Origin of the sequence: Acidaminococcus hominis (assembly GCF_022484025.1) — a bacterium.
Classification (GTDB): Bacteria; Bacillota; Negativicutes; order Acidaminococcales; family Acidaminococcaceae; genus Acidaminococcus; species Acidaminococcus hominis.
The window spans coordinates 1,350,380-1,373,788 of the sequence record NZ_JAKVMG010000001.1; the positions used below are offsets into that span (position 1 = coordinate 1,350,380).

Sequence of the window (23,409 nt, forward strand, 5' to 3'; positions counted from 1 at the left end):
TGCTTTGGAGGGTCAGGTCCTTGCCGGCGGTAAGCTTTGCACACCACCGTCTTCCACCGTAACCTGGGCCGACTGGTTCAGCTTGTCGTAGACAAAGCCCACCGAAGCCACATTGGGTTTCGCGGTGGTTTCGTCTTTGCCAAAGGTGTTGGACGTGCCGGCTGCAGTGAGCTTGGTGTCTTCTATGGTCGCATCGGCTTTCGCCGTCAGATTGCCAAGTTTGGCTTCAGTTACAGAGTTCTTGCCTAAGTTGACGGCTGCCGTATTGGTTTCATCTGCGTAGACCACCGCAGCCCCGGCCGTAATGTTGTCAGCGATAGTATCAGCCAGAGAGGTGCCTTCGTTCTTGGCATCCTTACTGGAGAACAGGTCAATGATTTTTCCGGCAACCTCATCCTGGAGAGAAAAGTCCTTGATTTCCTTCAGCTGTTCTATATAACCCCCATACTTGTTTTCCAGCTGGGTTTTCTCTCTTTCTTTGGCTTCCCCGGCAGCATTGTTGGCCTGGTGACTATTGGATTTCAGGGTATTCTTCGCCGCAATATCCACGTTCTGATTGCCCTTGACAGTTCCCTGTACGTCCACGTTGGCCTTGCTGTTATGGTTCACCACGTCAACGGCCGTGCTGCCGGCAGATTCGTTCGGTGCTTCGGACTCGGCTTTTGAGCTTAACGTATTCTCAGCTGCTGCGCTGACGCCCACGCTGCCCCCTTGCGAATCCAGGGTGCCGTTAATGGCCACGTTGGCGTTATTTTCATGGTTGGTCACCGTGACAGCAGCCACCATCAGGGGAGCCCCAGTAGAGGCTTCGCCTTCTTCACCTTCCCCGCTTTCCACCTTGATAGAGGCTTCATTGGTCACAGAAGAGGCAGCGTTGGCCGTTACCTGAAGGGCAGGATTAGTGACGGTTTTGTTTTCTTCATCGGTCGTGGTGGTATCTGCACCAGTTGCGGTCAGCGTTCCGTCCACAGTGACCTGTGCCGTATTCTTGACCTGGGCATAGTTCACCGCTGCAGAAGGAATCAAAGCCGAAATGTTTTGGCTGGCCTTCTTGCCTTCTGCTTCCACGCCGATAACAGCTTCTGTCTGGGCATCGGCGGTGACGTTCACGTGTTTGCCCTGTACCTGGGCGCCGCTGCCTAGGGTAATAGCAGCCTGGTTTTCCAGGAGAGCCACGTCGGCCCCTTCTGCCAGGACATAACTGGCATATTCTTCTGCCTTCCCAGCCACAGAATCTCCCGTATCCACATATGTATTGTTGGCGCTGGCGGTAAGGGTGACGTCTTCTGCTGCCGTAATATTGCCTTGTACGTTGACATTGGCTATAGTCTTGGCATAGCCGCTGGTAACGTCTGCGATTACCGTGTCGTCCCCAAAGCTGGTGCCGGCGTCTACAGCTGCGTCTGCCTCCGCCTTGGCCTCATCGTAATTGCCATTAGAGGCTTCTGCCTTCAGTTCCACGCTGCCGGCTGCGTTTAATGTCCCATAGCTATCCACGCTGGCAGTAATGGTTTTGGGCGCAGAAGCAAGACCCAGGTTTTTGCCGCTTTCGGCAAATTCTGCGTCTGCTACATTTTCGTATTCGGCTTTGGCTGCCAGGACCAGGTCTCCGCTGCCCGCTTCAGCCGTTACTTTTAGGCCCTTGTTTTCCAGGCCGGCAGCCGTCTTCTGAGCAGCTGTAAGCTTCACCACATTGGTGAAATCCGTCACGCCCGTGTTGATGGCAGCGCCCGTTTCCAGACCGTCTGCAGCCGTGTCGCCCAGGGTTTCCCCTGAGATATTCTTGCCCACGGCAATGCGGGGAGCGTACATTTTCACGTTATTGGTGGCGTTGACGGTACCCAGGACCGTAATGGTACCGCTGGGATTCAGAGGAATGGCCAGATTCCCCGACTGGATATTGGCCAGCAGCTCAGCAGCCTCACTTTCCTGCATTGTTCCGTCAAAGCGTTTTTGCAGGCCTTCGTAGGTCATTTCCTCCGCAGACCCGCTGGCGGGAGTCATCACATACAGGGAGCCTGTGTTGATGACACCAGTTTTGCCCACCGCCATACCATTGGGGCTCAGGAAATAGAGGTTGCCCCCCGATTTGCGCGTTGTGGATGGAGTTCAGCGTACCGTTAATATCAATACGGGTATCCACAAAGTTGATCAAGTTTCCCGCTTCTGTATTCGGGGTTTCCGCAGTATGGAAATACAGGTTGGCTATATCATTTTGTCCCAACTGGAATTTTTGAAATTTATTGATGGCGTTGCTGCCGTTCCGTTTTTGGGCTGCAATATCGTAGGCGCCATTGTTATTTGCTTTGTAAGCATTGCCGCTGCCATCAGTAATGTTCGTAGCTGCCAGCGCCGCATAGGGATTGACCAGCATGCCAGCTGCAGCAATGGCAGAAAGGATTTCGTAGGACAGACGGGCTTTGCCTTGCGTCTGCACAGAATGCGGGTTTCCCCGCTTGGTTTTATGGAAAAAGTTCCGGTTGCTCATAGGTCATGCCTCCTTAGAAAGCGCTGTTAAACGAAAAGTGGATCCGCGTCCGGCTTTGTTCTTCCCCGTTAATGGTACGGAGCAGCGGGAACGCCAGGGCTGCATTCAGGGACATATGGTCGTTGATTTCTGCCGTTACACCAACGCCGGTGCCCACCAGGCTCCGGTCCCCAAAGGCACTGCTGCCCCAGATCCGTCCGCCATCTACGAAAAGATAGCCCTTCAGCCGCTGAGATTTCTCCAGAGGGAAGCTGTACTGGGCGCTGGCCGAAAAACCGCCGTCGCCGCCAATCAAGCTTTCCTTGTAGCCCCGGACACTGTACATCCCGCCCAGGTAGAACATTTCGGCAGAGGGCAGGTACTGGGTGCTGGACAGCTGACCGTCCAGCCGCAGGGTCCATTGCTGGCCCGAGCGGAACAGTTTCTGATAGAGCATATTCGTTTCAAATTTGCCAAAAGAACGATTCCGGTCGTTCAGGTCCCTATACCAGCCGTTCCGGTAACCGTACTTCTGGTAGAAGACCGTGGACCGGCCATAATCCAACTGGTCGTAGTACAGGAAAAGTGTATCAATAGTATCATCGGTCCAGTGGGAACGCAGCCCCAGGCTGGTACCGTAGTCGGTTTGGGATTTCTGGTGTCCGTATTCAAACCCCCACTCCGATTTCAGCGTATCCGTCGTAACAATCGGGGAAGTGAGCGATGCCGTCAAGGCGTAGGCGTGACCCCGCACCCCCAAAGGTTCAAAATATCCGTCCGTAATATGGACACTGTTGGACGTATAGGACAGCCCCGCCCGGGTACCCGTCCGGTTGATGGGCGTATTGTAGCTGCCCGAAACGGCTTTCATCCCCTCTGACCGCAGAGTGCTCAGGAAAAGGTGATCCCGGTTGCCCGAAAGATCCCGGTCCTGCCAATAAGCCCCTACCCGGTAAAGACCGCTGGTGTCGCTGCCGGCATTATCTGCAAAAATACCGGCCACCTGTTTTTGGGGCTCCGCCACCGTAATCACGTAGTCCGTAGTTCCGTCCTTTTCACCAGCCTTCAGCGCAATCCGCAGCTGGGCATCATTGGTAGAATTGAACCGCAGCAGATCCTTGTTCAGCTGCTGGATATTCTGCACCTTGCCGCTGTCCAGGTGAATCCGGTGCTGAATATACGCTTCCCGGGTGCTGCCCTGGCCGGTGATTTCCACCTTGCCGGTTTTCCCCTCTACCAGGTCAATGTGCACCGTCCCCTCATGGATGGTCTGGGGCGCCAGAAAAGCCCGGCACGTCACATAGCCCTTGGAGCGATACAGTTCATTGATCCGCTGCACCACAGCATACAAATCGTCCAGGGAAACCTCTTTCCCTTCATAGTCCTTGACGATGGCCCCCAACTCTTTTGGGGACAATACCTGGGATTCAGGCATAACAAGCTTTTGCAGCACAAAATGGACGGTACCCTCGGGCTTTTCGCCCTGGTTCTCCGTCCCTTCCAGCAATTCCGTCCGCCGTTCTGCCGCTATTTCCCTGGCCAGGCGCTGCTGTTCCAAATACTGCCGGGTCCTGTTCAGCTGCACCCCGGAATCAATATACCCCTGAGGCCGATTCGCAGCACTTTCTGCCGCCCCAGCTATCGTCAGCGGTACACTGCTTCCCAACAGCAAAGACAGCAGCAGCCCCCGTATCAGCAATTCCTTTTTCATAAGAATCTCCCCTTCTTCTTAAAACAACTCATTTTTTACATTAAACCTCGTTATTTTTAACAGAATATTCAGTTTTTATTTTTTTGTACCACAACGAATCCCGTTTTATAAAATTTTCTGTTCCCACCATTTCTATGTTATCTACAGTATACCATGCATAAATTTGAAAACAATTATACGAAAGTATACTCTTTTTCCTTTGCGACACAAATTTTGCTAATTTTACGTATAGAGGCCAAGCAGCCAGTGCGGATTGTTCGAACTCCCGTTTTACAAAACACGAACTGCGGACGCTTGCAGTCCTGCCAGACATTTGCCTTTCCCTGTGCCCCCTGCCGCCCCCCATTTCAAGAGAACCCCCAGCCTGCTGCATTTTTTCTGGAAAATCGGGTAGCGTCCCCATCCCTAAGACCAGCACCACGGCCAGAATCACTGCCTGCACAAAAACACTTACAATTTGTCACGTTCCCTCTCTCCTCACAAAATTCATATGATTTCTTTCATTCCCTTTTCTACATATTGTAACAACTTATCAGCAAATTTTTTCACCCATAACCTGAAAGGGCGGTTTTTCGGCACGAAAAGTTGATTGTGGAAAAATTTGGGGGTGAGTGCGGTCAGCGGGGTGTAGTGATGTGATGCCGGGCAATCCTGAATTTGAACCCTATACCGTTCTCGCCTCAAAAACATGACGAGAACGAGGAGGCGTGAAAAAATGGCTTGCGAGCTCAAAAGAGTTTGCAAGCCATTTTTATTGTTCTTTATAGCCGTATCTTAATAAACTTCCTCAGTCATTCCTGCGGACTGACGTTCCCTACAACGCTTTGCGGCCGCATCCAAACAGCCAACAAATTCTGCAAGCGGCTGTTTGGTCAATAAGGCCCATGCGATAGCGGGATTGGTCTGGCCCCTTCAAGAGTTGCGCTCACATCCAAGAGCATGTTAGTTTATCAAAATGCTCTTGGCTAATGTGAGCCATGTGATAGCAGCCCAAGAAGCAAGCCCGCAGGGCGCGGCTGATTGGAGCGCTGCGAACCACTAAGGGGCTGGCAGCTCTATGAGCTGACTGGGGAAGTTCCAGGACGCAGCTGAGCAGCGAGCCGCGAACCGCTCAGGGGCCAGTCTTAGGCCCATACGAGTCAAGTGCAAAACGGGTATAGGAAAAGAAAGCATAGTACGTAGATGATTGCAACATCTCTTTTTATCACATGACTAGTAGTGGATAAGAACGCTTCCTGCAAGCGTTGCGGTCACGTCCAAATATCTTCCCAAGTTACCCAAAAGATATTTGGAATACGTGACCCATGTGATAGCTGCCCAGAAGGCAAGCCCGTGGGGCGATGCCGCCTGGCTTGCAGCGAACCACTGTAGGAAGTATCACCGAAGGTGACGATAGAAGTTTTACTATTTCACAGCCCCATTTTCTCTTAGTATATTCTCCCCTGCTGCTCTGCCCCAGGAAAACCTCCCCAGTCAGTTTTCACCTAAAAAAACGACCCAGCCAGCCCCTATTTGCCCCAATTTCCACTTTTTTTATTGACTGTATATAGTTATCTTATGTAATTGACTATTTCTTAAATGAGAATTTATGTTTCCTTCTAATTTTTGTAACTATTAGTTCAAAATAGTTCCTATTTTCATGGTTGTTAAAATAAATAACTATGTTTTGGATAATAATTATTGATTGTTGTTGTCTTTGGTGATACTATACAAGTAAGGAAGTGGGTTCCCTAGAGAGAAAAAAGTGAAACCCTCTTCCACCCAGGAAGCTGCCGGGCAGCCGGTGCGTTGGGTTCTCACCCCAAAGAGAAGGCCAGCAGCGGGCTACCCACCAGGTACACTTTCTGGAGTCAGTCCATTAAAACATCCGGGTTCCAGCTTGGACCCCATTCCCGTTTGATGGACGGCAGGATGATTCCAGTGAGTCATCCAACTAGGCGAGATAATTTAGCGGTTGTCTTCGGATCCGCTGGCCGGTCAGCGAATCACTTGACGGACCACAGTTCCCTTGAATCGTTGGTCCCAAGTCCACACCGGACTTGCCAGCTGCGAGGTACTTGGCAGGATCCCTCCACGATGGGACTGCTGCAGACACCCCGACAAAAAGCCAGCAAGGGCGATCCCCCAATCGTCCCTTGCTGGAAACCGGAAGGTGTGCAGCAGGCAGGGTTTCTGCACCATCGGCAGCGCCTTTCCCCAAGGCACTACGATTCCAGAAACCTTCTGACAAGGAAACGCAGCAGATCTCTTCCCCTGAGATTGGCAATATCGAAAGACCGGGGTCGCCATTCCCCGGTTTATCCCCAAGTTTGTTCCGGCAAGTTACCTTGAGTTTCTCAGTACCCCCTCCCCATAATCAACGGGCTTCGGGTGCCGGAACTGGATCCGCCGTTCCCCCTATAACGACTGGTCCACCCCAAAGCTTCGGCACTTCACCTGTTGATCGGAGTACTGACCTCCCCCTAAAAGAACTCAGGTACGGCCGGGCAAGCGATCATCTTCGATAAGTGTAGTAGGAAAGTTTCTGAAACCCCATTTCAGAAACCATTTGTAGCAAGACCTCCAATAATCCTCCTATCATTGCGGTCATGGGTTCCCCATCCATGACCGCCTTTTTAGTTATGTAAAATATCCTAAAGCAAAACGCGAAAAGCCCGGTACCTCTGTGCAGGTATCGGACTTTTCGCGTTGATAAGAGGAGTTGTGCAAACCTTACAATCCGGCAACAAATTTTTGAATGGCTGTGATGTACAGCGGATTGTAGGTATTGCCGATCAATATGGACATAGCCGGGAAAATAGTCCAGGCCATATTGGCCCAGCCGAACTCATCCATTACGGACTTTTCGTTGGCCACGGCGTTGGGAGCGGCTCCCAGCCCTACTCCCACCAGGCCAGCAACCATAACGGCTGCGTTGTAATTTTTCCCGTACATATAATACGCAATAAAAGCACCAAAGAAACAGGCCAGCAGGACCTCACCAATGAGAATCAGCAGCATAGGACCTGCCACAGCAAACAGCTTGGTCATATCCATTGTCATCAGCGTCAAGGCAATAAAGAAGTCCAGCATAATATGTTCCAATACGGAAATTTCTTTTTCTGGAATCTCAATTTTCAGGGCTTCCATTACGTTGCGGCAGATGACGCCGGAGAACAAGCAGCCCACAAAATAGGGCATTTCCACCTGGGGAATCAGTTTCAAAACTTTGTAAACGGGCACGCCTAGGCCGGCAATCAGTAGCAGCATAAAGAACGCCGTGGATACTTTCTTGGTATCCAGTGGATGCACTTCTTTTGTGTTGGTTACTTCTACGTTCTCCTGGTCTTCCGGAAGTGGCTGCAAATGATGGATCTTGATCAGGTATCTGGCAGTGGGGCCGCCAAACAAGGAGGCAACCACCATACCAAAGGTACCGGCCGCTACGCCAATGACCGTAGCGCCATCACAGCCCAACCGTTCAAAAATAGGGCCAAAAGCACCCGCAGTCCCTACGCCCCCGTACATGGCAGCCGAACCGCAGGCAATCCCAATCAGAGGATTGACCCCAGTCATTTTGGCAATGGCCACGCCCACGATATTTTGCAGCGTAATGAGAATCACAGAAGCAATGGCAATCTGTACACAGAGCTTGCCGCCCTTACGCAGCAGCTCGGCAGTAAAGCCAATTCCCACAGCCGTAAAGAACAGATTCATGGACCAGCCGGTGAGCTGGCCCGTCCACACTACGCTGATGCCGCCGTACACTTTCAGCAGACACATCAGGATACTTACCAGCAGTCCAGAAACCACTGCGGCCGGAATACAAAAATCACGAAACACTTTCACCCTAGCAACAATATATCTTCCTAAAAGTACGACAAAAGCGGCAACCCCTGTTGTAGTCAGTAAATCCAGCGTGATTTTCATGATATATTTATCCTTTCACGGAATAGGATTTCAGCCCCTCGCACAAATCTTTGTAGGCTTTGTACAGCAAATACTGCGGAAAATCGGTATGGTAGTGGGAAATACCCTTGCATTTGGCGAATTCAGCAGCATCGCTGGGCTGCAGCACCTGGGCAGAACAGCTCTTGCCATATTGCTCACACAGGGCAGCGCAGTCCAAAACCGCCTGTTTCACCTTGGGATGGAACACTTGTCCAGGAACCCCCAGGGCAACGGCCAGGTCGATATTGCCGATGGAAACGGTATCAATGCCCGGAGTAGCAATGATTTCTTCCATATTCCGAACCCCTTCCACCCCTTCAATAATCACGGAAACCGCTACTTCCCGGTTGGCTTTGGCATAGCAGCCAGCCCGGTCCACGCCGTACCCATTATTACGGGTAAAAGGACAGGCTCCCCGCACCCCTTCCGGCGGATACTTGCACAGAGCAACAGCCAATTTTGCTTCTGCTGCATTGGTAATTCCCGGCACCTTGATGGCAGAAGCCCCCATGTCCAGAGCCTTGCGGATACTGGTTTCGTCCAGCCCAGGCACCCGCACCATAGCGGCCATTCCGCAGGCATCACAGGTACGGATCATGGACATGACTTCCGTCATCGTCAGCTGTTCATGTTCCAGGTCCAGGATAACGAAATCCACCCCAGCCTGCTTCATGACCTCAATGGCAGTATCAGCAGGAAAAGTAATGTAGCTGCCAATAAATTTCTCGTGTTTTTCCAACAATGATCTGAATGTAGTCTTCATGGGTTTGCCTCTTTCCTTTTTTGCACCGGTGCACTCTCTTTAAGATAACTATAGCACTGGACGGAAAATTCAGAAAATAGCAATAAAAAATATCGCTTATCCAAAAAATGAATAAGCGATACAAAGTATTTCCGGCTAAGCCCTCAACCCTTTTGCCCGTGGTCTGCCAGCCACTGCCGGAAGAATTTTTGAAACAGCGCTGCTTCCCGAGAACACTGGGCAGCTTTCAGGGAATTCAGGGCCAGGTGCAGCGTCAGGTTCGGATCAGCAAAAGGCCGGAAGGTCAAATCGTAGCCATACCGTTTCAGCTTGCTGCAGAACTTGCTGGGCAAAAAAGCCACCCCATTGTTGTGTTCCACCATGGACAGCATCAGATCATGCTGCATGGTTTCCAGCAGAATGTGGGGCTGGATGTGATGCTCCGCAAACCCCCGGAGAATCTTGTCGTGCAATACATATTCTTCCGTGTAAATAATGATGGCCTCACTGCGCAAATCCGGATAATCCACCTGCTCCAAGCGGGCCAGAGGATGGTTCTTGGGCAGCACCACACTGTGGGTATCCTGCTCCATCCATTCCCTCTGAAATTCCGGATTCCCCCGAGGATTGAAAATACCAAAGTCCAAAAGCCCATCCTGGAGAAGCTTGGCAATATGCTTGGGCCCTGTTTCCAAGAGAGATACCTTGATGTTGGGATAAGCCTGCTTAAAATCCCCCAAAATGGCACTGATGGCCGTGTTGGCCGTAATCAGAGGGATACCAATATAGATGGTTCCGCAAAGCTTCTGGTCATCCCCTTTGCCAAACCCCTCCAGATTGTGGAAAGCCACCACCTGCTCCCGGGCCAGCGGCAGAAACGCCGCTCCCGCATCCGTCAGCCTGACCTCATGCTTGGTCCGGCGAAACAGCTGAACCCCCAGCTCCTCCTCCAGTTCCTTGATGGTCCGACTTAACGTAGGCTGAGAAATATGCGTCCGCTCCGCCGTCTTGGTAAAATTCAAATACCTGGCCACTTCCATAAAATACTCCAAATGCCGTATTTCCATACCATTCTCCCTATCCAGAAACAAAGGTGCGTTCCTTGCCCAGGCCCAGCCTCGCCGAACCCTAGTCCGTTTATCCTGCCCTTATTATACCATGGTGAATGTCAGGGAGAAGAAGCAACAAAAGCCCTTGAAAAGGCAATTCCTCGCTTTTCAGGGGCTTGTTGATTTGCCAGATTGGAAAAATAGTTCAATTAATTATTGGAATCTAAGGAAAAGAAAAAACTTTTCGCAGCTTTTTCTAGGGCAGGGAACACAGCCCTTCTTCTGTTCCAAAGTCCACAGCTTTGAAACAGGAAAAGGGCTTATTATAAGTTTTTTCACAAATTCGTTTCTTTTTCTTGAGTCTGTGTCAAAATATGGTAAAATAAAACGTAATCTTGTAACCCTACACTACACATAAAGGAGCCAATTATGCAACCTATCGACGTTGGGTTTTACTCCCTATTCCCTCCCATCATTGCCATTGCCCTGGCACTGATCACCAAAGAAGTTATTTCCTCCCTGATGCTGGGCATTTTGTCCGGCGGCCTGATCTACGCGGTGTTTTCCGGCGGTGGGCTGGTAGCCATGAGTTCCATTGCTTTTGAAATCATGGCCAAAACCGTGGGGACCATGGACAAATTCTACATTATCCTGTTCCTGGCCCTTTTGGGTTCCCTGGTGTGCGTGGTCACCAAGGCCGGCGGTTCCTATGCCTACGGCAAGTGGGCTACCCAGAAGATCAAAAGCAAGCGGGCGGCGGAACTGGCCACCAGTCTTTTGGGGGTTCTGATTTTCATCGACGACTATTTCAACTGCCTGACGGTGGGCACTGTAATGAAGCCGGTCACCGACAAGTACAAGGTTTCCCGGGCCAAGCTGGCCTACATCATCGACACCACGGCGGCACCGGTGTGCATCATTGCTCCTGTGTCCAGCTGGGCTGCGGCGGTGGGTTCCACCCTGTACGAAACGGGCGCCTTCTCCAACGAGCTTTCTGCCTTCTTTGCCACCATTCCCTATAATATGTATGCCATTTTGTCCATTATCATGGTGGTGACCCTGTCTGCTACAAACCTGGAATTTGGTCCCATGGCCAATGCAGAGTGGGAAGCGGAAGAAAACGATAACCTGGGGGCTATCGATACCATGATTACCCAAGGGGAAACGGAACCCAACACCAAGGGTACGGTGCTGGACCTGGTGATTCCTATTCTGGCCCTGATTGTCTTCACCATCCTGGCCATGCTGTACACCGGCGGCTACTGGGATAAGCCCATTTCCTTCCAGGAAGCCATTGGCGCCTGCAATTCCTCTGCCTCCCTGGTGCTGGGCGGCTTCTGGGCTCTGGTGGTGGCGTTTTTCCAGTTCGTTCCCCGGAAACTGATTTCCTTTAAGGATTTCATGAGCAACATCACCACGGGCATCAACACCATGGTGCCGGCCTACATCATCCTGACCCTGGCCTGGACCATCGGTTCCCTGTGCCAGAACTACCTGGGCACCGGCCAATACATCGGTATGCTGGTGGAAACCAGCCAAATGCCCACGGAGCTGATTCCGGCCATTGTGTTCCTGGTAGCTGCGGGGCTGTCCTTCTCCATTGGTACCGCCTGGGGCACCTTCGGGATTTTCATTCCTATTGTGGTTTTCATCTGCCAAGCTACCCCGCCTGAAATCATGACGGTGACCCTGGCTGCTACCCTGGCGGGTTCCGTATTCGGGGACCACTTCTCCCCCATTTCCGATACCACCATTTTTTCCAGCTCCGGCGCTGGCTGCAATCATATGCAGCACGTGAGCACCCAGATCCCCTACGCCTGCCTGGTGGCCTTCTGCTGCTTTGTCAGCTACCTGGTGGCTGGCTTCTCCGGCGGCAATGTGTATCTGACCCTGGTTACGGGCATCGGTTTATTGGCCTTGACCCTGGTTGTGCTCCACAGAAGAGCCAAGGGCAGATTGGCGAAAAAAGCGTAAGCACCTATGAAAAAAGAGGTTCCGAAATAGTCGGAACCTCTTTTCTTATGCGATTTTTCGTACGTTAGCCGCTAGTTTGTGGGGGCTTAGTGCAGAAGCAGCGCCCCAATGGGGTAGCCCACAAAGGTCATGGCCAGTACGGCCAGGATGGCGAAAACGCCGCCCCAGATGAACATATCCTTGACGGTGGTCCACCCGGAGCCGATGGCTACGGTGTTGATGGTGGACTGGCCGGCAGGGGTCATGTTGCAGATGCCGGCGCCAAACCCTATCAGGCACACTACAGCGCCTACGCTGAGGATGCCGGCCGGCAGGGCCTGGCAGACAGACAGGGCCACAGCGCTGACCACAGTGGTGGTCACGATGTTGGAGGAGAAGTTGGTTTCTAGGACGCACCAGGCGAAGAAGAACAAAATCAGGCCGAAGGCAGGCAGCCCACCGGCAATGGGAGCCAGCATACCGCTGAGCCATTCCTTGACGCCCATGCCGTTATGGGTAAGGGCGGAGCCCAGCATGGTGGCGGCGCCGGTCATAATGATGGAGGCCCACAGAACGCCTTTGGTCATGACTTCCCGGAAGTTCATAATGGGCTGGCCTTTGTCCCGGGCAATGAACAGGATGATGCAGCCCAAAAGGGGCGGCATGGCCGTGGTCCATTTGCTGACCATTTTGTAGAGGCCCGGGTCAAAGCCCTTCACCAGGCTGGGGCCCACCCACAAAAGGACGGTGAGGGCCATGGTGCCCAGGATAATCCATTCTTTCCGGTCCGCTTTGGGAACCATGCCCCGCAGGGCCATGGCCTTACTGGGGCTGATTTCCCCAATATCCGCCGGGCGGAACACAAACTTGAACACCAAAAGCAGGAGCAGCACCAGCACAATGCCGGTGGGAATGCCCATGGCCATGTACTGGAACTGGTTCACATCCCGGCCGGTAGCGGCGGTGTAGTAGCCGATGGCCATGGTGGGCCAGACGTGGCCGATGGCCGTCATGCCGGAAGACAGGCTGATGCAGAAGGCCGTTCCCAGCATAATCATATTGCCGGTGGGAGATCCTTTCTTCACTTCCAGTACCTGGAAAATATCCTCCAGGAAGGGCATAAAGGCAACGAACAAAACGGAAGGGGAAATAAAGAGTCCCATAAAGGTTACGGCAAACAGCAGAAAGGTCACAAAGGACCAGGGCCCTCTCCGGGCTACCCGGTTGGTGATGAAGCTGACGGTGCAGCGCCGGACAAAGTGGGTCTGGGACAGGGGGTACACCAGCATGAAGGTGAACAGCAGGAACGCCACGGTGGTATTCCCCAGGGTTCCCTTCAGGGTTTCCCCAAAACCGAAGCTGGGCAGAAAGCCCAGGAGCAGCACGGTAATCAGGCTGGGCCAGTCGATGGAGATGGTAATCCACATCAGCAGGGAGGTCAGGAAGATGCCCAGTACGGCCAAGCCTTCCTGGGTAAGGGGTGCCGGGGCGGGCAGGCTGCGGACCAGGAAGCCTGCAGCCAGGGAAACCACCAGCCAGAACGTATCTTTTTGGGATTTTGTCATGGCACTCGCCCCCTATTCGTTCTTGAGAATCTGGAAATCCTGACTCTCCTTGGACAGCTGGAACAGCAGGGTCTGCATGGGCGTCTGGCTCAGGTCCCCTAAAATAGTGAGCTCAAAGGTCACGGTCTTGTCGGGGTTGAAGCTGATTAACTCCATGTACTGCATGTTGTAGCCGTAATCCCCCACCATGTTCAGGATGCTGCTCATGGCGTTGGGGCGGTCCGGACGGGTGAGCCGGACCTTGACCCGGGTACCGCCGGGTTTGATTTCAATGCCCTTGGCCATTTCCTGGAACAGCTCGGGGTTCCATTCGAACAACAGGCCGTATTGGTACATCCGGCTGGTTTCCATAATCTTCCGGACCACGGCCAGGTATTCCCGAAGCCGGTCTGCGGGCACGCCTTCAGACAGCTTGTCCAGGATGAATTGTTCCCGGTCCGCCCGGTAGATGTTGGTCTCTCCGGCAGCCTGCTTGCTTTTGGCCACTTCCAGGGAACAGTCCAGCCGCTCCATGAGAAGTTTGCGGATTTGGGGGTCAATGGCGTCGATTTTTTGTCTTGCTTCTTGCAGGTTCATACATTTTCCTCGCTTTCCTACTCTACTACTATACTGCAGACGATGGTATAAAAAAACGGAGCCCCGGCCTTCCGGTTGGGTTCTCCGTTTTTTTCAATTTCAGGCTGCCCGGGTTATTCGGACAGTTTGCGCAGGACTTCGTCCCCTACTTGTGTGGTGGTAGCTGTGCCGCCCAGATCTGGGGTCAGCACTTTTTTCTCCACCAGCATTTCTTCGATGATGTTCAGCAGCTTGTCGCTCCAGGCCTTTTCTCCGAAGAATTCCAGCATTTGGGCTGCGGACCAGATGGAAGCCAAGGGGTTGGCTTTGCCCTGGCCGGCAATGTCCGGGGCGGAACCATGGATGGGTTCGAACATGGACGGGAACTTCCGTTCCGGGTTCAGGTTGGCGCCTGCGGCCAGGCCCATACCGCCGGAAATGGCAGCCCCCAGGTCGGTGAGAATATCCCCGAACAGGTTGGAGCAGACCACAATCTGGTACCGTTTGGGATCCTTCACCATGAACATGCTGGCGGCATCCACCAGGTAGGAATGGGTTTCCACTTCAGGGTATTCCTTGCCCACTTCTTCAAAAATCTGGTCCCAGAACACCATGGAATAGTTCAGGGCGTTGCCCTTGCTGATGCTGGTCAGGGTCTTGTGCTCCTTCCGGGCCAGTTCGTAAGCGTAACGGATAATCCGCTCACAGCCAAACCGGGAGAATACGCTGTCCTGGATTACCACTTCTCTGGGGGTATCCTTGTACAGCCAGCTGCCGGCGCCGGCATATTCCCCTTCGCTGTTTTCCCGGACAAACACCATGTCGATGTCTTCCCGCTTCACACCGTTTAAGGGACAGGGAGCGCCTTTCAGCAGCTTCACCGGACGCAGGTTCACGTATTCATCAAAGCTCTTGCGGATCTTGATTAACAGGCCCCGCAGGGAAATATGGTCGGGTACGCCGGGGTAGCCCACAGCGCCCAGATAAATGGCGTCGAATTTGCTCAGGGTTTCAATGCCATCTTCCGGCAGCATTTCCCCGTGCTTCAGATAGTATTCGCAGCCCCAGGGAAAATAGGTAAAGTCAAAACTGAAATTACCGTCCAGCTGGGCAGCTCCTTTTAACACTTTGATACCTTCGGCCAGGACCTCAGGCCCAATGCCGTCGCCGCCAATAACGGCTACTTTGTACACTCTTTTTTCCACGTTTCTGGCTCCCTTCGATTGGGTGATTGCTTTACATGGCCGAGCAGGGTTCAGAATGGTAAACGCCTTCGGTTTCCTCGTCGGTCTCCGCCTCCGTAGGGACGGCCGGGCCCCGTTCCAGCCAGCGCAGGTCGTAGGGCTCAAATTTTACGTGGGCATAGCGGTCCACGTCCAGCACCGTATCGTCCCAATCGGAATCGATCCGGCCGGTTTGCTTAATCAGGATATCGTACAGAATGGCATAGGTGATGCCGGTTTCCTTGTCCGTTTCGATAATGGTGCTGTAGGGCAGGGTTTTATGGTACACCAGTTCCAAATCCTTGTACTTGAAATGGAAGCCGCAGCGCATCCGGCAGCCGTCCAGGCCCGTATACTGGGCCACCTGCTTCAGGTCGTGGAGAATCTTGTCCCCTGCCTGGTCGTACAGGTTGTCCGGGGTGGTTTCCGTATAGTCGAAGCGGAACTGGATGGAGGGTGCGTGCACCTTCCGGAACCGTTCCATATAGGGAACCAATTGGTCCACCGGATAATGCTTGTAGAGCACGCAGTTGATCCGGAACTTCACCGGCAGCTTGGCCAGGAGCGCATCATTGGATTCCTGGACATAGTGCTGCATATGGCGGGAAATATTCAGGCAGGTAATCTTCTGGCGGTTGTGCTCCAGAAAGGCCAATACTTCCTCCTCGGTCTGCTCCTTGGATACGGGCAGCGTGCTGTTGATATACACCTTATGGGTGTCTGACACCTGGTCTAACATGATCTGCAAACTTTTTAAGTTGGCCAGCGGTTCGCCGCCGGTAAACACAAAATCACAATAGGGTGTCAGGGCATCCATCTTTTTAATACTCTGGCAAATCGCCTCCAGCGAAAAGCCAGTGGTATCTGCGTATTCTTCCTTATTCACACAGAACGGGCAATTGTTCTTGCAGTCGTAGGGCACAAACACGGTAACCGTGGCGCCGCCGTTTCTGGTTTTGTAAGGATGAATGGCTGCTTCCTCAGCAGTCTTTTCTCTTTTGATCATGACAATCCCCTCTGACTCTATAGTCCGGTCCAACGGGGCCGGAATTAGTACTACTGTACTCCTTACTATTTTACCATACTTGAAATTTACATTCCAATAATTTTATGGTGTTTTTGTGTTCTGTCAAACTTTCGCAAAATTTTCGTCAAAGGGGCTTCTTTCCTAGCTAAAAAGGAGTATAATAGCTCCTAGCTTCTCTATTTTATAAGGATTGTTATAAGGAGAAATTATGATTTCCATTATTCCAGAAGGTTTCAATGATTTTCACTGCAAGGCGGGCAGCTGCCGCCACACCTGCTGTCAAACCTGGGAAATTGATATCGATGAAGATACGGCTGACCTGTACCGCAGCCAGCCCGGCCCCCTGGGGGACGACCTGCGGGCCAGCCTGGAAACCGGTGAGGACGGGGTCACGCATATCCGCTTGAACGAAAAGGGCTTCTGCCCGCTGCTGGATCAGGATGGCCTGTGCCGGGTCATCAAGGAGCTGGGGGACGAATGCCTCAGCGACATTTGTGCCGTCCATCCCCGCTTCTTTACGGAACTGGACGACTATGTGCTGTGCGGCACCGGTCTGTGCTGCGAAAAAAGCTGTGAACTGCTGGCGGAGCAGCCCAATCCTCTGCGCTTTGCGGTGGAGGATTCTGACGAAGTGCTGACCTTCCCGGAGCTGGTGGCAAAAGCCGGCTGGGAGGAAGTGCCTCCGGAACTGCTGCGCTTTGTGCCCCGGACCAGCCGGGAAGAGTGCGCCAGAATCATCGACAACCTGCTGCCTACGGAACCCATTGACGAGGCCTGGACCCAGGAAATGCTCTGGCTCCGGGAACATCTGGACGAAGTCAGCGCCGCAGCGGCAGCCTACGCCAAGGATTACCCGGACGACCTGTTCCAGAAGCTGTACCAGTTCATTCTGTACCGGCAGCTGGATCGGGCGGCGGACTATGGCTTTGATGCCGGTGCCGAATACGCAGAACAAAGTACGGGCTATATCTTCCTGGAAGCGGCCCTCCACGGGGACCCGCTGGAACAGGCCCGGGTCTGGTCCGAACAGATAGAATACGATACGGACAACGTTCCGCTGCTGTTCCGGGAGATTCTGGAGGCGGAATAAATTTTAGCTTAAATTGAAAAGGCTTGTGAACCCACCAGGGGCTCACAAGCCTTTTTCTTATGCAATTTTATTTCACGATCAGTACGGGCACTTTGCCATACTGGGAAACTTTGGAGCTTACGCTGCCCATAAAGAATTCCTTGATGCCGCTGAGGCCCCGGCTGCCGATGACAATGGCGGTACAGTTCTTGTCCTCCACTGCGTTCAGGATCTCTTCGTAGGGATACCCGGCTTCTTTGAGAAATTCCTTCTCACCGGTAAAGTCTTCCAACTTCTCTCTGGCCAATTGAAGCACGCTGGTCCCTACTTTGCCCAGCTCCTCATTGCTCTCTTTCATCACCAGCTGGTCCAGCCCAACTCCCATGATGGAATTGTTGAACGGCTGTACCACGTGGATGACCACCAAGCTGCCATGGCATTTGTCAGCAATTGCTCGGGCTGTATCCAAAGCACGCCAGGCGGTTTCAGAACCGTCCACGGGAACCAAAATTTTCTCGAACATTGGACTCACCTCCAAAACTGGGAGCTCCCTTACGGAAACTCACTGCCTGCACCCTGGGTGCGGGCTTGCCGTTTTATTTGATAATGAAAACAGGGATTTTGGCGTATTCGGCCACCTTGGAGCTGACACTGCCCAGGAAGAATTCCTTAATGCCGCTGATCCCCCGGCTGCCGATGACAATGGTATCGCACTTTTCTGCCTCGGCCTGGTCCAGAATGGTCTGGGCCGGATTGCCTGCCTTCAGCTTGTAGCTCACATTGCCGGCGAAATCCTTCAGCCGTTTTTGGGCTTCTTCCAAAATGGCGTTGCCGATCAGGGCCAGTTCTTTCCGGTCATTTTTGATGACCTCCTGGTCCATGGACAGCAGCATCATGCCGGATTTCCCATAAGGAACCGTCAATACCACCAAATCGCCCTGGTATTTTTCTGCCAGCCCCCGGGCCGCCTCCAAGGCTTTCCAAGCATTCTCGGAGCCGTCAATGGGCACCAAAATATTTTGCAGCATAGTCTTTTCCTCCCCTCAATGCGGTTCCAGGCCCCTCCTGAAACCTTCCAGCTCCGGGCCTGCGCCCTAACTGGAATGGGCCCAGGTGTACATAGCGTCCACCCAGGCCCTTTTTCGCACTATTTCACGATGGTAACAGGGCACTGGGCGCTCTGGGACACCTTGGTGCTGACGCTGCCCAGGAAGAACCCGGCCAGCACACCCATGCCACGGTTGCCCATGACAATCAGGTCCACATCTTCCCGTTCTGCTTCTGCACAGATTCGTTCTGCCGGGTCAATGTCCACCAATCTTCTAAAGGAAATCTTTTCATATTTTTCTTTGGCAGCCTCTGTCTGGGCACTTTCCAAAGGAGTAGGTTCCTTGAATTCGTCCACAATCACATGGCCGTCTTTATCTTTACGAGGGGGTTTAATTCTGCTCAGGTCATAGGGAATATCGATATTCAAAACGATAATCTCAGAGTTGAATTTCTTGGCAATATCAATGGCAAAGGTCAGAGCCCGCAGGGCAATCTGGGAACCATCAACGGGAACCATAATTTTGTTAATCATACACTCACCCTCCTTCAGGGTTCTGCTGTTTTATTTTACAATCAGAACCGGTACATCTGCATACTGGGATACCTTGCTGCTGACGCTGCCCAGGAAGAACTCGGCAATGCCGCTCAGGCCCCGGCTGCCGATAACGATAGCCGTGCATTTCTTATCCTTGCAGACCGCCAGAATCCGTTCGGACGGATGGCCCACTTCCAGGGTCAATTCCTTTTTGCCCTTGAAGTCTGCCAGTTTTTGTTCTGCCGTTTGCAGAACGCTGTTCCCCAGTTTGGTCAGCTCAGCGTTGCCTTGGCTGATGGTAGCCTGATCCAGGGGAACAATCAGCATTGCCGAATTGTTGTAGGGCTGAATCACGTTGACAACTACCAATTCACCATTAAAGGCCGTAGCCAAAGTTTTGGCTTCTTCCAGAGCCCGCCAAGAGGTTTCAGAACCATCTACAGGGACCAAAATTTTCTCGAACATAAAACCCACCTCCAAAATTCCTATGGCATTTTCTTTTCCTATTACACTTATTCACCGTAAACAGGAAAATTCCTGCTGAAAAGTTTCATATTTACCTGAAAAAGCAATTTAATTCTTAACAACTATGAAAAAGTTCCCCGAAGGAAATTCCTCCAGGGAACTGCCGGCTAGGCCGGTCTATTTGATGATGAATACGGGGACTTTGGCGTACTGGGCCACTTTTTCACTGACGCTGCCCAACAGGAATTCTTCTACGCCGCTGAGACCCCGGCTGCCCATGACAATGGCATCACAGCCAGCTTCTTCCGCCCGTTTCATAATGGTCTGGGCAGGGTTCCCCATGGTCTCCACATATTCCACGTTGCCGGAATAGCCGGCAAGCCGCTCTTCCGCTTGGCCCAGAATGGTATCCCTGGCTTTCTTCAGTTCTTCCTTCGTCCGGGTAATGGTCTGTTCATTGACGGCAACCTGCATCATAATCAGGGAGCTGTAGGGACCGGAAATGGTCAACACCAGCAGTTCACTGCCGTATTTTTCCCCCAGGGTTTTGGCGGCGGCCAAAGCCTTCCAGGCACCTTCAGAGCCATCTACCGGCACACAAATTTTCGTAAACATAGGACTGCCTCCTTCTCCCTCATCATTTCACAACCAGCACAGGGACCTTGGAATATTCCAGGACCTTGCTGCTGACGCTGCCCAGGAAAAATTCTTCAATGCCGCTAAGACCCCGGCAGCCGATGACAATCGCATCACACTGTTTGTCTTCGCAGACGGCCAAAATCCGGCGGGACGGATGGCCCACTTCTTGTACATATTCCACCGGCCCAATAAAGCCGGTGAGTTTTTCTTTGGCATCTGCCAGTATTTTTTCTCCAATTTCCCGCAGGGCCTTGTTGCCGTCCCGGAAGGTTTCCTGATCCAGCGGCACTACCGGAATGGACATACTGCTGTACATCTGCACCACGTTCACCACCACCAGGGAAGCGCCGAACTTTACGGCCAAATCCTTGGCCTCCGCCAAAGCCCGCCAAGCGGTTTCAGAACCATCCACCGGCACCAAAATTTTGTTCAACATAAATCTCACCCCCAAATAGAGTTGTCCTACTTTGCTTTATAAGTATTATTCTCTATCAGGGGGTGAATTTCCTGCTAAACTTGTATTTATTTTTCTGTCAAGCTTGTAACAGTTCCTGCAAAACGGGCTCCAACAGGCCGTCAAAACCATAGGCCTGGCTGGCAAGTTCCTGGGGAATGTACAGCTGACCCTTGTTGATGGTGATATACGTAATGGAGGGGTCCAAAGCCGCCAGCTGCATCAGGGGTGCCTTGATCAGCTGGTTCCGGGGTCCGATGCCCAGTTCCAAAATGACCTTCTTCTTGCCGATCCAGTTTTGGAGAAATTGCTTCAGGGCTTCTTCTCCCTGGGTGTTGGGCAGGAAACTGCTGTCCATGGCCAGGTGTACTTCCATGGGACCGCCGCAGTGGGGACAATGGGGCACCAGTTCTGTGGGAATCCGTCCGTCTGTTTCGGCAGCGGCCATTTTTCCTGCCAGGTCTTCCCAGGGATACAGGGTATTGTGACAGGCCCGGGCACACTGAAGTTCCAGCCAGGTTCCTTCTACTTCAAAGATCCGTTTGGGGTCAAAGCCGCTTTTTTCAAAATGGCATTCCCCGTTGGAGGTGACAATGAAATAGTCCTTCTGCCCTACCAGGGCCTGGAGGGTTTCCATCACCGGCGTTTTTTTATACTCCCGGCAATAGTGCTGGACCAGCCGGCTCCAGTAGGCCCATTTCACTTCTTCTTCCGGCCACTGGGCGCCCATGCCCTGGAGCAGGCAGCTGACGCCGTATTTGTCCTGAAAGTCCCCGCACAGGTCCCGAAAGGCCTGATTTGCCGCAAAAAGGTGCAGGCCCTCGGTAATGGAAAGGCCGTTGCTGGCGCCGATGAGAACGGCGTCCGCTTCCCGGAGTTTGCTTGCTGCTGCTTGGAATTCTGTCATCTTATTTCCCTTCTTCCTGTTTGTCTTGGGCGGCCAGGGTGAGGATTTTCCCCAGGTCCCCTTGGATGACTACGCCCCGTTCTTCCAATTCCTTGGGCAGGAAGGCGTATTTGTCGTTGATGCCTACGTACCGGGCCTGGGGCATGGACAGGGTCAGGTTCCAAAAGGGCTTCTGGATGAACATGGGGGTCATGCGGCCTACTCCCAGTTCCAAAAACAGCACCTTGTCGTTGTAATGGTCCTGGACGTATTGGGAAATCTTTGCGTATTCTTCCTGGTATTTTTTACCCTGGAGATAGTTGCCGTAGCCCCGGACCCAGGGGAAGGCTTCGCCGCCGCAGTGGGGACAGCGGGGAATCATTTCTTTGGGAATCTTGGTGTCGTCCCCCATGGCCTTCACCATTTCTGCCACGGGCTTTAAGGAATCCCAGGTATCGTCACAGCAGGGCTGGGCACACTGGAAGAACCGATGGTCCCCCTGGATTTCGGCTACCTTGCTTTCGGGATACAGTTTGATGAACTGGGTATCCTGGTTGGTGGTCACTACAAAAAATTCCTTATCCCGGATCAGCACGTCCAGATCCTTGTAGGGCTGACGCACAGGGGCGTGCTGGGTGGTGTACAGGAAGGTGGCCAAATAGCCCCAGAATTCTTCCCGGGTGGGGTACCGAACCATCATGCCGTTAAAGGCACCGGTAAAGCCGTACTTTTTGGCAAACTTGCCAAAGTGCTCCTGGAAGGATGGGGAATCACCATAGTAGAAATCTCCGCCACCGGCAGCGGACAGGCCGGAAGCGCCGCCTACGATAACAATATCAGCCTTCTGGATTTCTTCCACCAGGCGCTGAGCCCCGGCTTCCGGAGTAAGGGGCTTATTTTCGCTCAAGGCGTAGGGGGTACCGCCGGAAGCGTATACACCATAATACCGGTTATAATTCATCTGGGTTCTCATGACCAAATCTTCATAAAAGCTCATTGTGTTCTCCTTCTTTTTGCTGTCTATTTATTTTTATCAGCAAAATTAGTGTAACACCGACTTGAAGGAATGTCAATATGCTGTTATAATATTTTCGTCAGCAAGGAGGAGCAAACATGAAATATTCTACCAAGGTCAGCGATGCTGTCCACATTCTTTGTTTTATATATTTGAATCCGGATATGATTCTCACCAGCGACCGGATTGCCCAAAGCGTAAAAACCAACCCCAGCTATGTACGGCAGCTGATGTCCACCCTGCGCCAGGCGGGACTCCTGCGCAGCGTAACGGGGCATCCCCGGCCGGAACTGGCCAAGGCGCCGGAGGAGATTACCCTGCTCCACGTCTACCGGGCGGTGGAGGGCCACAAGCCCCTGCTCCACCTGGATACCCATACCAACCCGGATTGCGGCGTAGGGGTCCATGTGCAGAACGCCCTCCAGGATTATTTTGACCGGGTCCAGGAAAAGGCGGAAGGGGAAATGGCGGCCATTACCCTACAGGATATCCTGAACCGGTACCAGGAAAAGCTGGAGCAGGCCCAGCATCCCCTGCCCCCTGAGGAAGCCAAAGGAGTTTAATACGCGTGCGGTTAGAAGGCTCGTGCGGCCTACTGCGTAATTACAAAAACAAAAAATACAGTCTCTTGGGCAAGCTTGCCTGAGGACTGCATTTTTCTATTCGTTTCTTATTTGTGTTCTTCCGTTTTGCCCCGGTGGGCAGCTTCCTGCCGCTGGGCTCTCTGCCGCCGTTTCTCTGCGGCCCGCATGGATTTCACGCTGGTCTTTCTGGGAGCCAGTTCCAGGGGTTCCGGTTCATCGCTGTTGTTCAGCTTGGAGTACACCACCAGGCAGATGACGGCAATCACCGGGAGCGCTCCCAAAATGGCCCGGGAAATATCGTTCCGGGTAATCACCAGGAAATCCCACAGCACCACTGCTACAGGCGTAATAATAATCTGGGCCACCTTGGCTCTGGTGCCCTGGGCACCGAAAAAGCGCAGGCAGAAGCCGTAGGCCAGAAAGGCTACGGAAAAGGAAATCAGGGAAAGAATCAGGATAAAGATAAAGAATTCCATTACGCACCTCGTTG

General features: G+C 52.7%; 23 protein-coding genes. 3 read left to right on the forward strand and 20 right to left on the reverse strand.

Annotated features, from left to right (window positions below):
- Positions 1 to 12 precede the first annotated feature (12 nt).
- From LKE88_RS05920 to LKE88_RS05950, 7 genes are all read right to left on the reverse strand, one after another.
- On the reverse strand, positions 13 to 2,052 hold the full coding sequence (locus tag LKE88_RS05920; protein ID WP_276803039.1) for a hypothetical protein: 2,040 nt from the start codon (positions 2,050 to 2,052) through the stop codon (positions 13 to 15).
- Positions 1,943 to 2,488, reverse strand: coding sequence for a leukotoxin LktA family filamentous adhesin (locus tag LKE88_RS05925; RefSeq protein WP_276803041.1), 546 nt, complete (start codon positions 2,486 to 2,488; stop codon positions 1,943 to 1,945). Before LKE88_RS05925 ends, LKE88_RS05920 begins: the two co-directional genes overlap by 110 nt.
- A 13-nt stretch (positions 2,489 to 2,501) precedes the next feature.
- Complete coding sequence (locus tag LKE88_RS05930; RefSeq protein WP_105326029.1) at positions 2,502 to 4,178, reverse strand: ShlB/FhaC/HecB family hemolysin secretion/activation protein; 1,677 nt, start codon at positions 4,176 to 4,178, stop codon at positions 2,502 to 2,504.
- A gap of 40 nt (positions 4,179 to 4,218) precedes the next feature.
- Positions 4,219 to 4,620, reverse strand: coding sequence for a hypothetical protein (locus LKE88_RS05935; protein ID WP_276803043.1), 402 nt, complete (start codon positions 4,618 to 4,620; stop codon positions 4,219 to 4,221).
- A 2,270-nt stretch (positions 4,621 to 6,890) separates the two neighbouring features.
- Positions 6,891 to 8,087 (reverse strand): sodium/glutamate symporter, encoded by a 1,197-nt coding sequence (locus tag LKE88_RS05940; protein ID WP_105326031.1) that lies wholly within the window; start codon positions 8,085 to 8,087, stop codon positions 6,891 to 6,893.
- Positions 8,088 to 8,094: 7 nt separating this feature from the next.
- Complete coding sequence (locus LKE88_RS05945; RefSeq protein ID WP_105326032.1) at positions 8,095 to 8,871, reverse strand: HpcH/HpaI aldolase family protein; 777 nt, start codon at positions 8,869 to 8,871, stop codon at positions 8,095 to 8,097.
- Between the two features lie 143 nt (positions 8,872 to 9,014).
- Positions 9,015 to 9,917, reverse strand: coding sequence for a LysR family transcriptional regulator (locus LKE88_RS05950; RefSeq protein ID WP_105326033.1), 903 nt, complete (start codon positions 9,915 to 9,917; stop codon positions 9,015 to 9,017).
- Between the two features lie 411 nt (positions 9,918 to 10,328).
- On the opposite strand from LKE88_RS05950, the gene LKE88_RS05955 reads away from it, so the two are divergent.
- Positions 10,329 to 11,873 (forward strand): Na+/H+ antiporter NhaC family protein, encoded by a 1,545-nt coding sequence (locus tag LKE88_RS05955; protein ID WP_105326034.1) that lies wholly within the window; start codon positions 10,329 to 10,331, stop codon positions 11,871 to 11,873.
- Positions 11,874 to 11,959: 86 nt separating this feature from the next.
- On the opposite strand, the gene LKE88_RS05960 is transcribed toward LKE88_RS05955, so the two are convergent.
- The 4 genes from LKE88_RS05960 to LKE88_RS05975 all read right to left on the reverse strand — a co-directional run bounded on the left by LKE88_RS05960 (position 11,960) and on the right by LKE88_RS05975 (position 16,201).
- The gene (locus tag LKE88_RS05960) at positions 11,960 to 13,417 is read right to left on the reverse strand and encodes an SLC13 family permease (protein WP_105326035.1); all 1,458 of its coding nucleotides are present in this window, start codon (positions 13,415 to 13,417) and stop codon (positions 11,960 to 11,962) included.
- 12 nt (positions 13,418 to 13,429) lie between these two features.
- The gene (locus LKE88_RS05965; RefSeq protein ID WP_105326036.1) at positions 13,430 to 13,993 is read right to left on the reverse strand and encodes a chorismate mutase; all 564 of its coding nucleotides are present in this window, start codon (positions 13,991 to 13,993) and stop codon (positions 13,430 to 13,432) included.
- Between the two features lie 113 nt (positions 13,994 to 14,106).
- Complete coding sequence (locus tag LKE88_RS05970) at positions 14,107 to 15,177, reverse strand: tartrate dehydrogenase (RefSeq protein WP_105326037.1); 1,071 nt, start codon at positions 15,175 to 15,177, stop codon at positions 14,107 to 14,109.
- Positions 15,178 to 15,208: 31 nt separating this feature from the next.
- The gene (locus tag LKE88_RS05975) at positions 15,209 to 16,201 is read right to left on the reverse strand and encodes a 4Fe-4S cluster-binding domain-containing protein (protein ID WP_105326038.1); all 993 of its coding nucleotides are present in this window, start codon (positions 16,199 to 16,201) and stop codon (positions 15,209 to 15,211) included.
- 229 nt (positions 16,202 to 16,430) lie between these two features.
- On the opposite strand from LKE88_RS05975, the gene fliB reads away from it, so the two are divergent.
- Positions 16,431 to 17,312 carry a flagellin lysine-N-methylase gene (gene fliB / locus LKE88_RS05980; RefSeq protein WP_105326039.1) on the forward strand — a complete coding sequence of 294 codons (882 nt, stop codon included), beginning with the start codon at positions 16,431 to 16,433 and terminating at the stop codon, positions 17,310 to 17,312.
- A 67-nt stretch (positions 17,313 to 17,379) separates the two neighbouring features.
- Here the strand turns inward: fliB and LKE88_RS05985 are convergent, their stop codons facing one another.
- From LKE88_RS05985 to LKE88_RS06020, 8 genes are all read right to left on the reverse strand, one after another.
- A complete protein-coding gene (locus LKE88_RS05985; RefSeq protein WP_105326040.1) occupies positions 17,380 to 17,814 on the reverse strand; it encodes a universal stress protein in 435 nt (144 codons plus the stop codon).
- A 73-nt stretch (positions 17,815 to 17,887) separates the two neighbouring features.
- Complete coding sequence (locus LKE88_RS05990) at positions 17,888 to 18,319, reverse strand: universal stress protein (protein ID WP_276803049.1); 432 nt, start codon at positions 18,317 to 18,319, stop codon at positions 17,888 to 17,890.
- 119 nt (positions 18,320 to 18,438) lie between these two features.
- Positions 18,439 to 18,873, reverse strand: a complete 435-nt coding sequence (locus tag LKE88_RS05995; protein WP_118287007.1) for a universal stress protein — start codon at positions 18,871 to 18,873, stop codon at positions 18,439 to 18,441.
- 30 nt (positions 18,874 to 18,903) lie between these two features.
- Entirely contained in the window at positions 18,904 to 19,341 is a 438-nt protein-coding gene (locus tag LKE88_RS06000) for a universal stress protein (RefSeq protein ID WP_105326042.1), read from the reverse strand.
- Positions 19,342 to 19,518: 177 nt separating this feature from the next.
- Complete coding sequence (locus LKE88_RS06005) at positions 19,519 to 19,956, reverse strand: universal stress protein (protein WP_105326043.1); 438 nt, start codon at positions 19,954 to 19,956, stop codon at positions 19,519 to 19,521.
- 22 nt (positions 19,957 to 19,978) lie between these two features.
- The gene (locus tag LKE88_RS06010) at positions 19,979 to 20,416 is read right to left on the reverse strand and encodes a universal stress protein (protein ID WP_105326044.1); all 438 of its coding nucleotides are present in this window, start codon (positions 20,414 to 20,416) and stop codon (positions 19,979 to 19,981) included.
- A gap of 97 nt (positions 20,417 to 20,513) precedes the next feature.
- Positions 20,514 to 21,341, reverse strand: a complete 828-nt coding sequence (locus tag LKE88_RS06015) for an SIR2 family NAD-dependent protein deacylase (protein WP_200820197.1) — start codon at positions 21,339 to 21,341, stop codon at positions 20,514 to 20,516.
- A gap of 1 nt (position 21,342) precedes the next feature.
- The gene (locus LKE88_RS06020; RefSeq protein ID WP_105326045.1) at positions 21,343 to 22,317 is read right to left on the reverse strand and encodes an SIR2 family NAD-dependent protein deacylase; all 975 of its coding nucleotides are present in this window, start codon (positions 22,315 to 22,317) and stop codon (positions 21,343 to 21,345) included.
- A gap of 116 nt (positions 22,318 to 22,433) precedes the next feature.
- Between LKE88_RS06020 and LKE88_RS06025 the strand changes: the two genes are divergently transcribed.
- Positions 22,434 to 22,898 (forward strand): Rrf2 family transcriptional regulator, encoded by a 465-nt coding sequence (locus tag LKE88_RS06025; protein WP_105326046.1) that lies wholly within the window; start codon positions 22,434 to 22,436, stop codon positions 22,896 to 22,898.
- A 107-nt stretch (positions 22,899 to 23,005) separates the two neighbouring features.
- On the opposite strand, the gene LKE88_RS06030 is transcribed toward LKE88_RS06025, so the two are convergent.
- The gene (locus LKE88_RS06030; protein WP_105326047.1) at positions 23,006 to 23,395 is read right to left on the reverse strand and encodes a DMT family transporter; all 390 of its coding nucleotides are present in this window, start codon (positions 23,393 to 23,395) and stop codon (positions 23,006 to 23,008) included.
- Between the last annotated feature and the right edge of the window lie 14 nt (positions 23,396 to 23,409).

Excerpts from the sequence above, each read along its gene's own strand:
- LKE88_RS05940 (WP_105326031.1), bottom strand. The coding sequence starts at position 8,087 with ATGAAAATCACGCTGGATTTACTGACTACAACAGGGGTTGCCGCTTTT.
- LKE88_RS06000 (WP_105326042.1), bottom strand. The coding sequence starts at position 19,341 with ATGTTCGAGAAAATTTTGGTCCCTGTAGATGGTTCTGAAACCTCTTGG.
- LKE88_RS06010 (WP_105326044.1), bottom strand. The coding sequence starts at position 20,416 with ATGTTGAACAAAATTTTGGTGCCGGTGGATGGTTCTGAAACCGCTTGG.
- LKE88_RS05995 (WP_118287007.1), bottom strand. The coding sequence starts at position 18,873 with ATGATTAACAAAATTATGGTTCCCGTTGATGGTTCCCAGATTGCCCTG.
- LKE88_RS05945 (WP_105326032.1), bottom strand. The coding sequence starts at position 8,871 with ATGAAGACTACATTCAGATCATTGTTGGAAAAACACGAGAAATTTATT.
- LKE88_RS05950 (WP_105326033.1), bottom strand. The coding sequence starts at position 9,917 with ATGGAAATACGGCATTTGGAGTATTTTATGGAAGTGGCCAGGTATTTG.
- LKE88_RS05965 (WP_105326036.1), bottom strand. The coding sequence starts at position 13,993 with ATGAACCTGCAAGAAGCAAGACAAAAAATCGACGCCATTGACCCCCAA.
- LKE88_RS05975 (WP_105326038.1), bottom strand. The coding sequence starts at position 16,201 with ATGATCAAAAGAGAAAAGACTGCTGAGGAAGCAGCCATTCATCCTTAC.
- LKE88_RS06015 (WP_200820197.1), bottom strand. The coding sequence starts at position 21,341 with ATGACAGAATTCCAAGCAGCAGCAAGCAAACTCCGGGAAGCGGACGCC.
- LKE88_RS05930 (WP_105326029.1), bottom strand. The coding sequence starts at position 4,178 with ATGAAAAAGGAATTGCTGATACGGGGGCTGCTGCTGTCTTTGCTGTTG.
- LKE88_RS05920 (WP_276803039.1), bottom strand. The coding sequence starts at position 2,052 with ATGGCGGTGGGCAAAACTGGTGTCATCAACACAGGCTCCCTGTATGTG.
- LKE88_RS05960 (WP_105326035.1), bottom strand. The coding sequence starts at position 13,417 with ATGACAAAATCCCAAAAAGATACGTTCTGGCTGGTGGTTTCCCTGGCT.
- LKE88_RS05955 (WP_105326034.1), top strand. The coding sequence starts at position 10,329 with ATGCAACCTATCGACGTTGGGTTTTACTCCCTATTCCCTCCCATCATT.
- LKE88_RS05925 (WP_276803041.1), bottom strand. The coding sequence starts at position 2,488 with ATGAGCAACCGGAACTTTTTCCATAAAACCAAGCGGGGAAACCCGCAT.
- LKE88_RS06020 (WP_105326045.1), bottom strand. The coding sequence starts at position 22,317 with ATGAGCTTTTATGAAGATTTGGTCATGAGAACCCAGATGAATTATAAC.
- LKE88_RS06005 (WP_105326043.1), bottom strand. The coding sequence starts at position 19,956 with ATGTTTACGAAAATTTGTGTGCCGGTAGATGGCTCTGAAGGTGCCTGG.
- LKE88_RS05990 (WP_276803049.1), bottom strand. The coding sequence starts at position 18,319 with ATGCTGCAAAATATTTTGGTGCCCATTGACGGCTCCGAGAATGCTTGG.
- LKE88_RS06025 (WP_105326046.1), top strand. The coding sequence starts at position 22,434 with ATGAAATATTCTACCAAGGTCAGCGATGCTGTCCACATTCTTTGTTTT.
- LKE88_RS05985 (WP_105326040.1), bottom strand. The coding sequence starts at position 17,814 with ATGTTCGAGAAAATTTTGGTTCCCGTGGACGGTTCTGAAACCGCCTGG.
- LKE88_RS06030 (WP_105326047.1), bottom strand. The coding sequence starts at position 23,395 with ATGGAATTCTTTATCTTTATCCTGATTCTTTCCCTGATTTCCTTTTCC.
- fliB (WP_105326039.1), top strand. The coding sequence starts at position 16,431 with ATGATTTCCATTATTCCAGAAGGTTTCAATGATTTTCACTGCAAGGCG.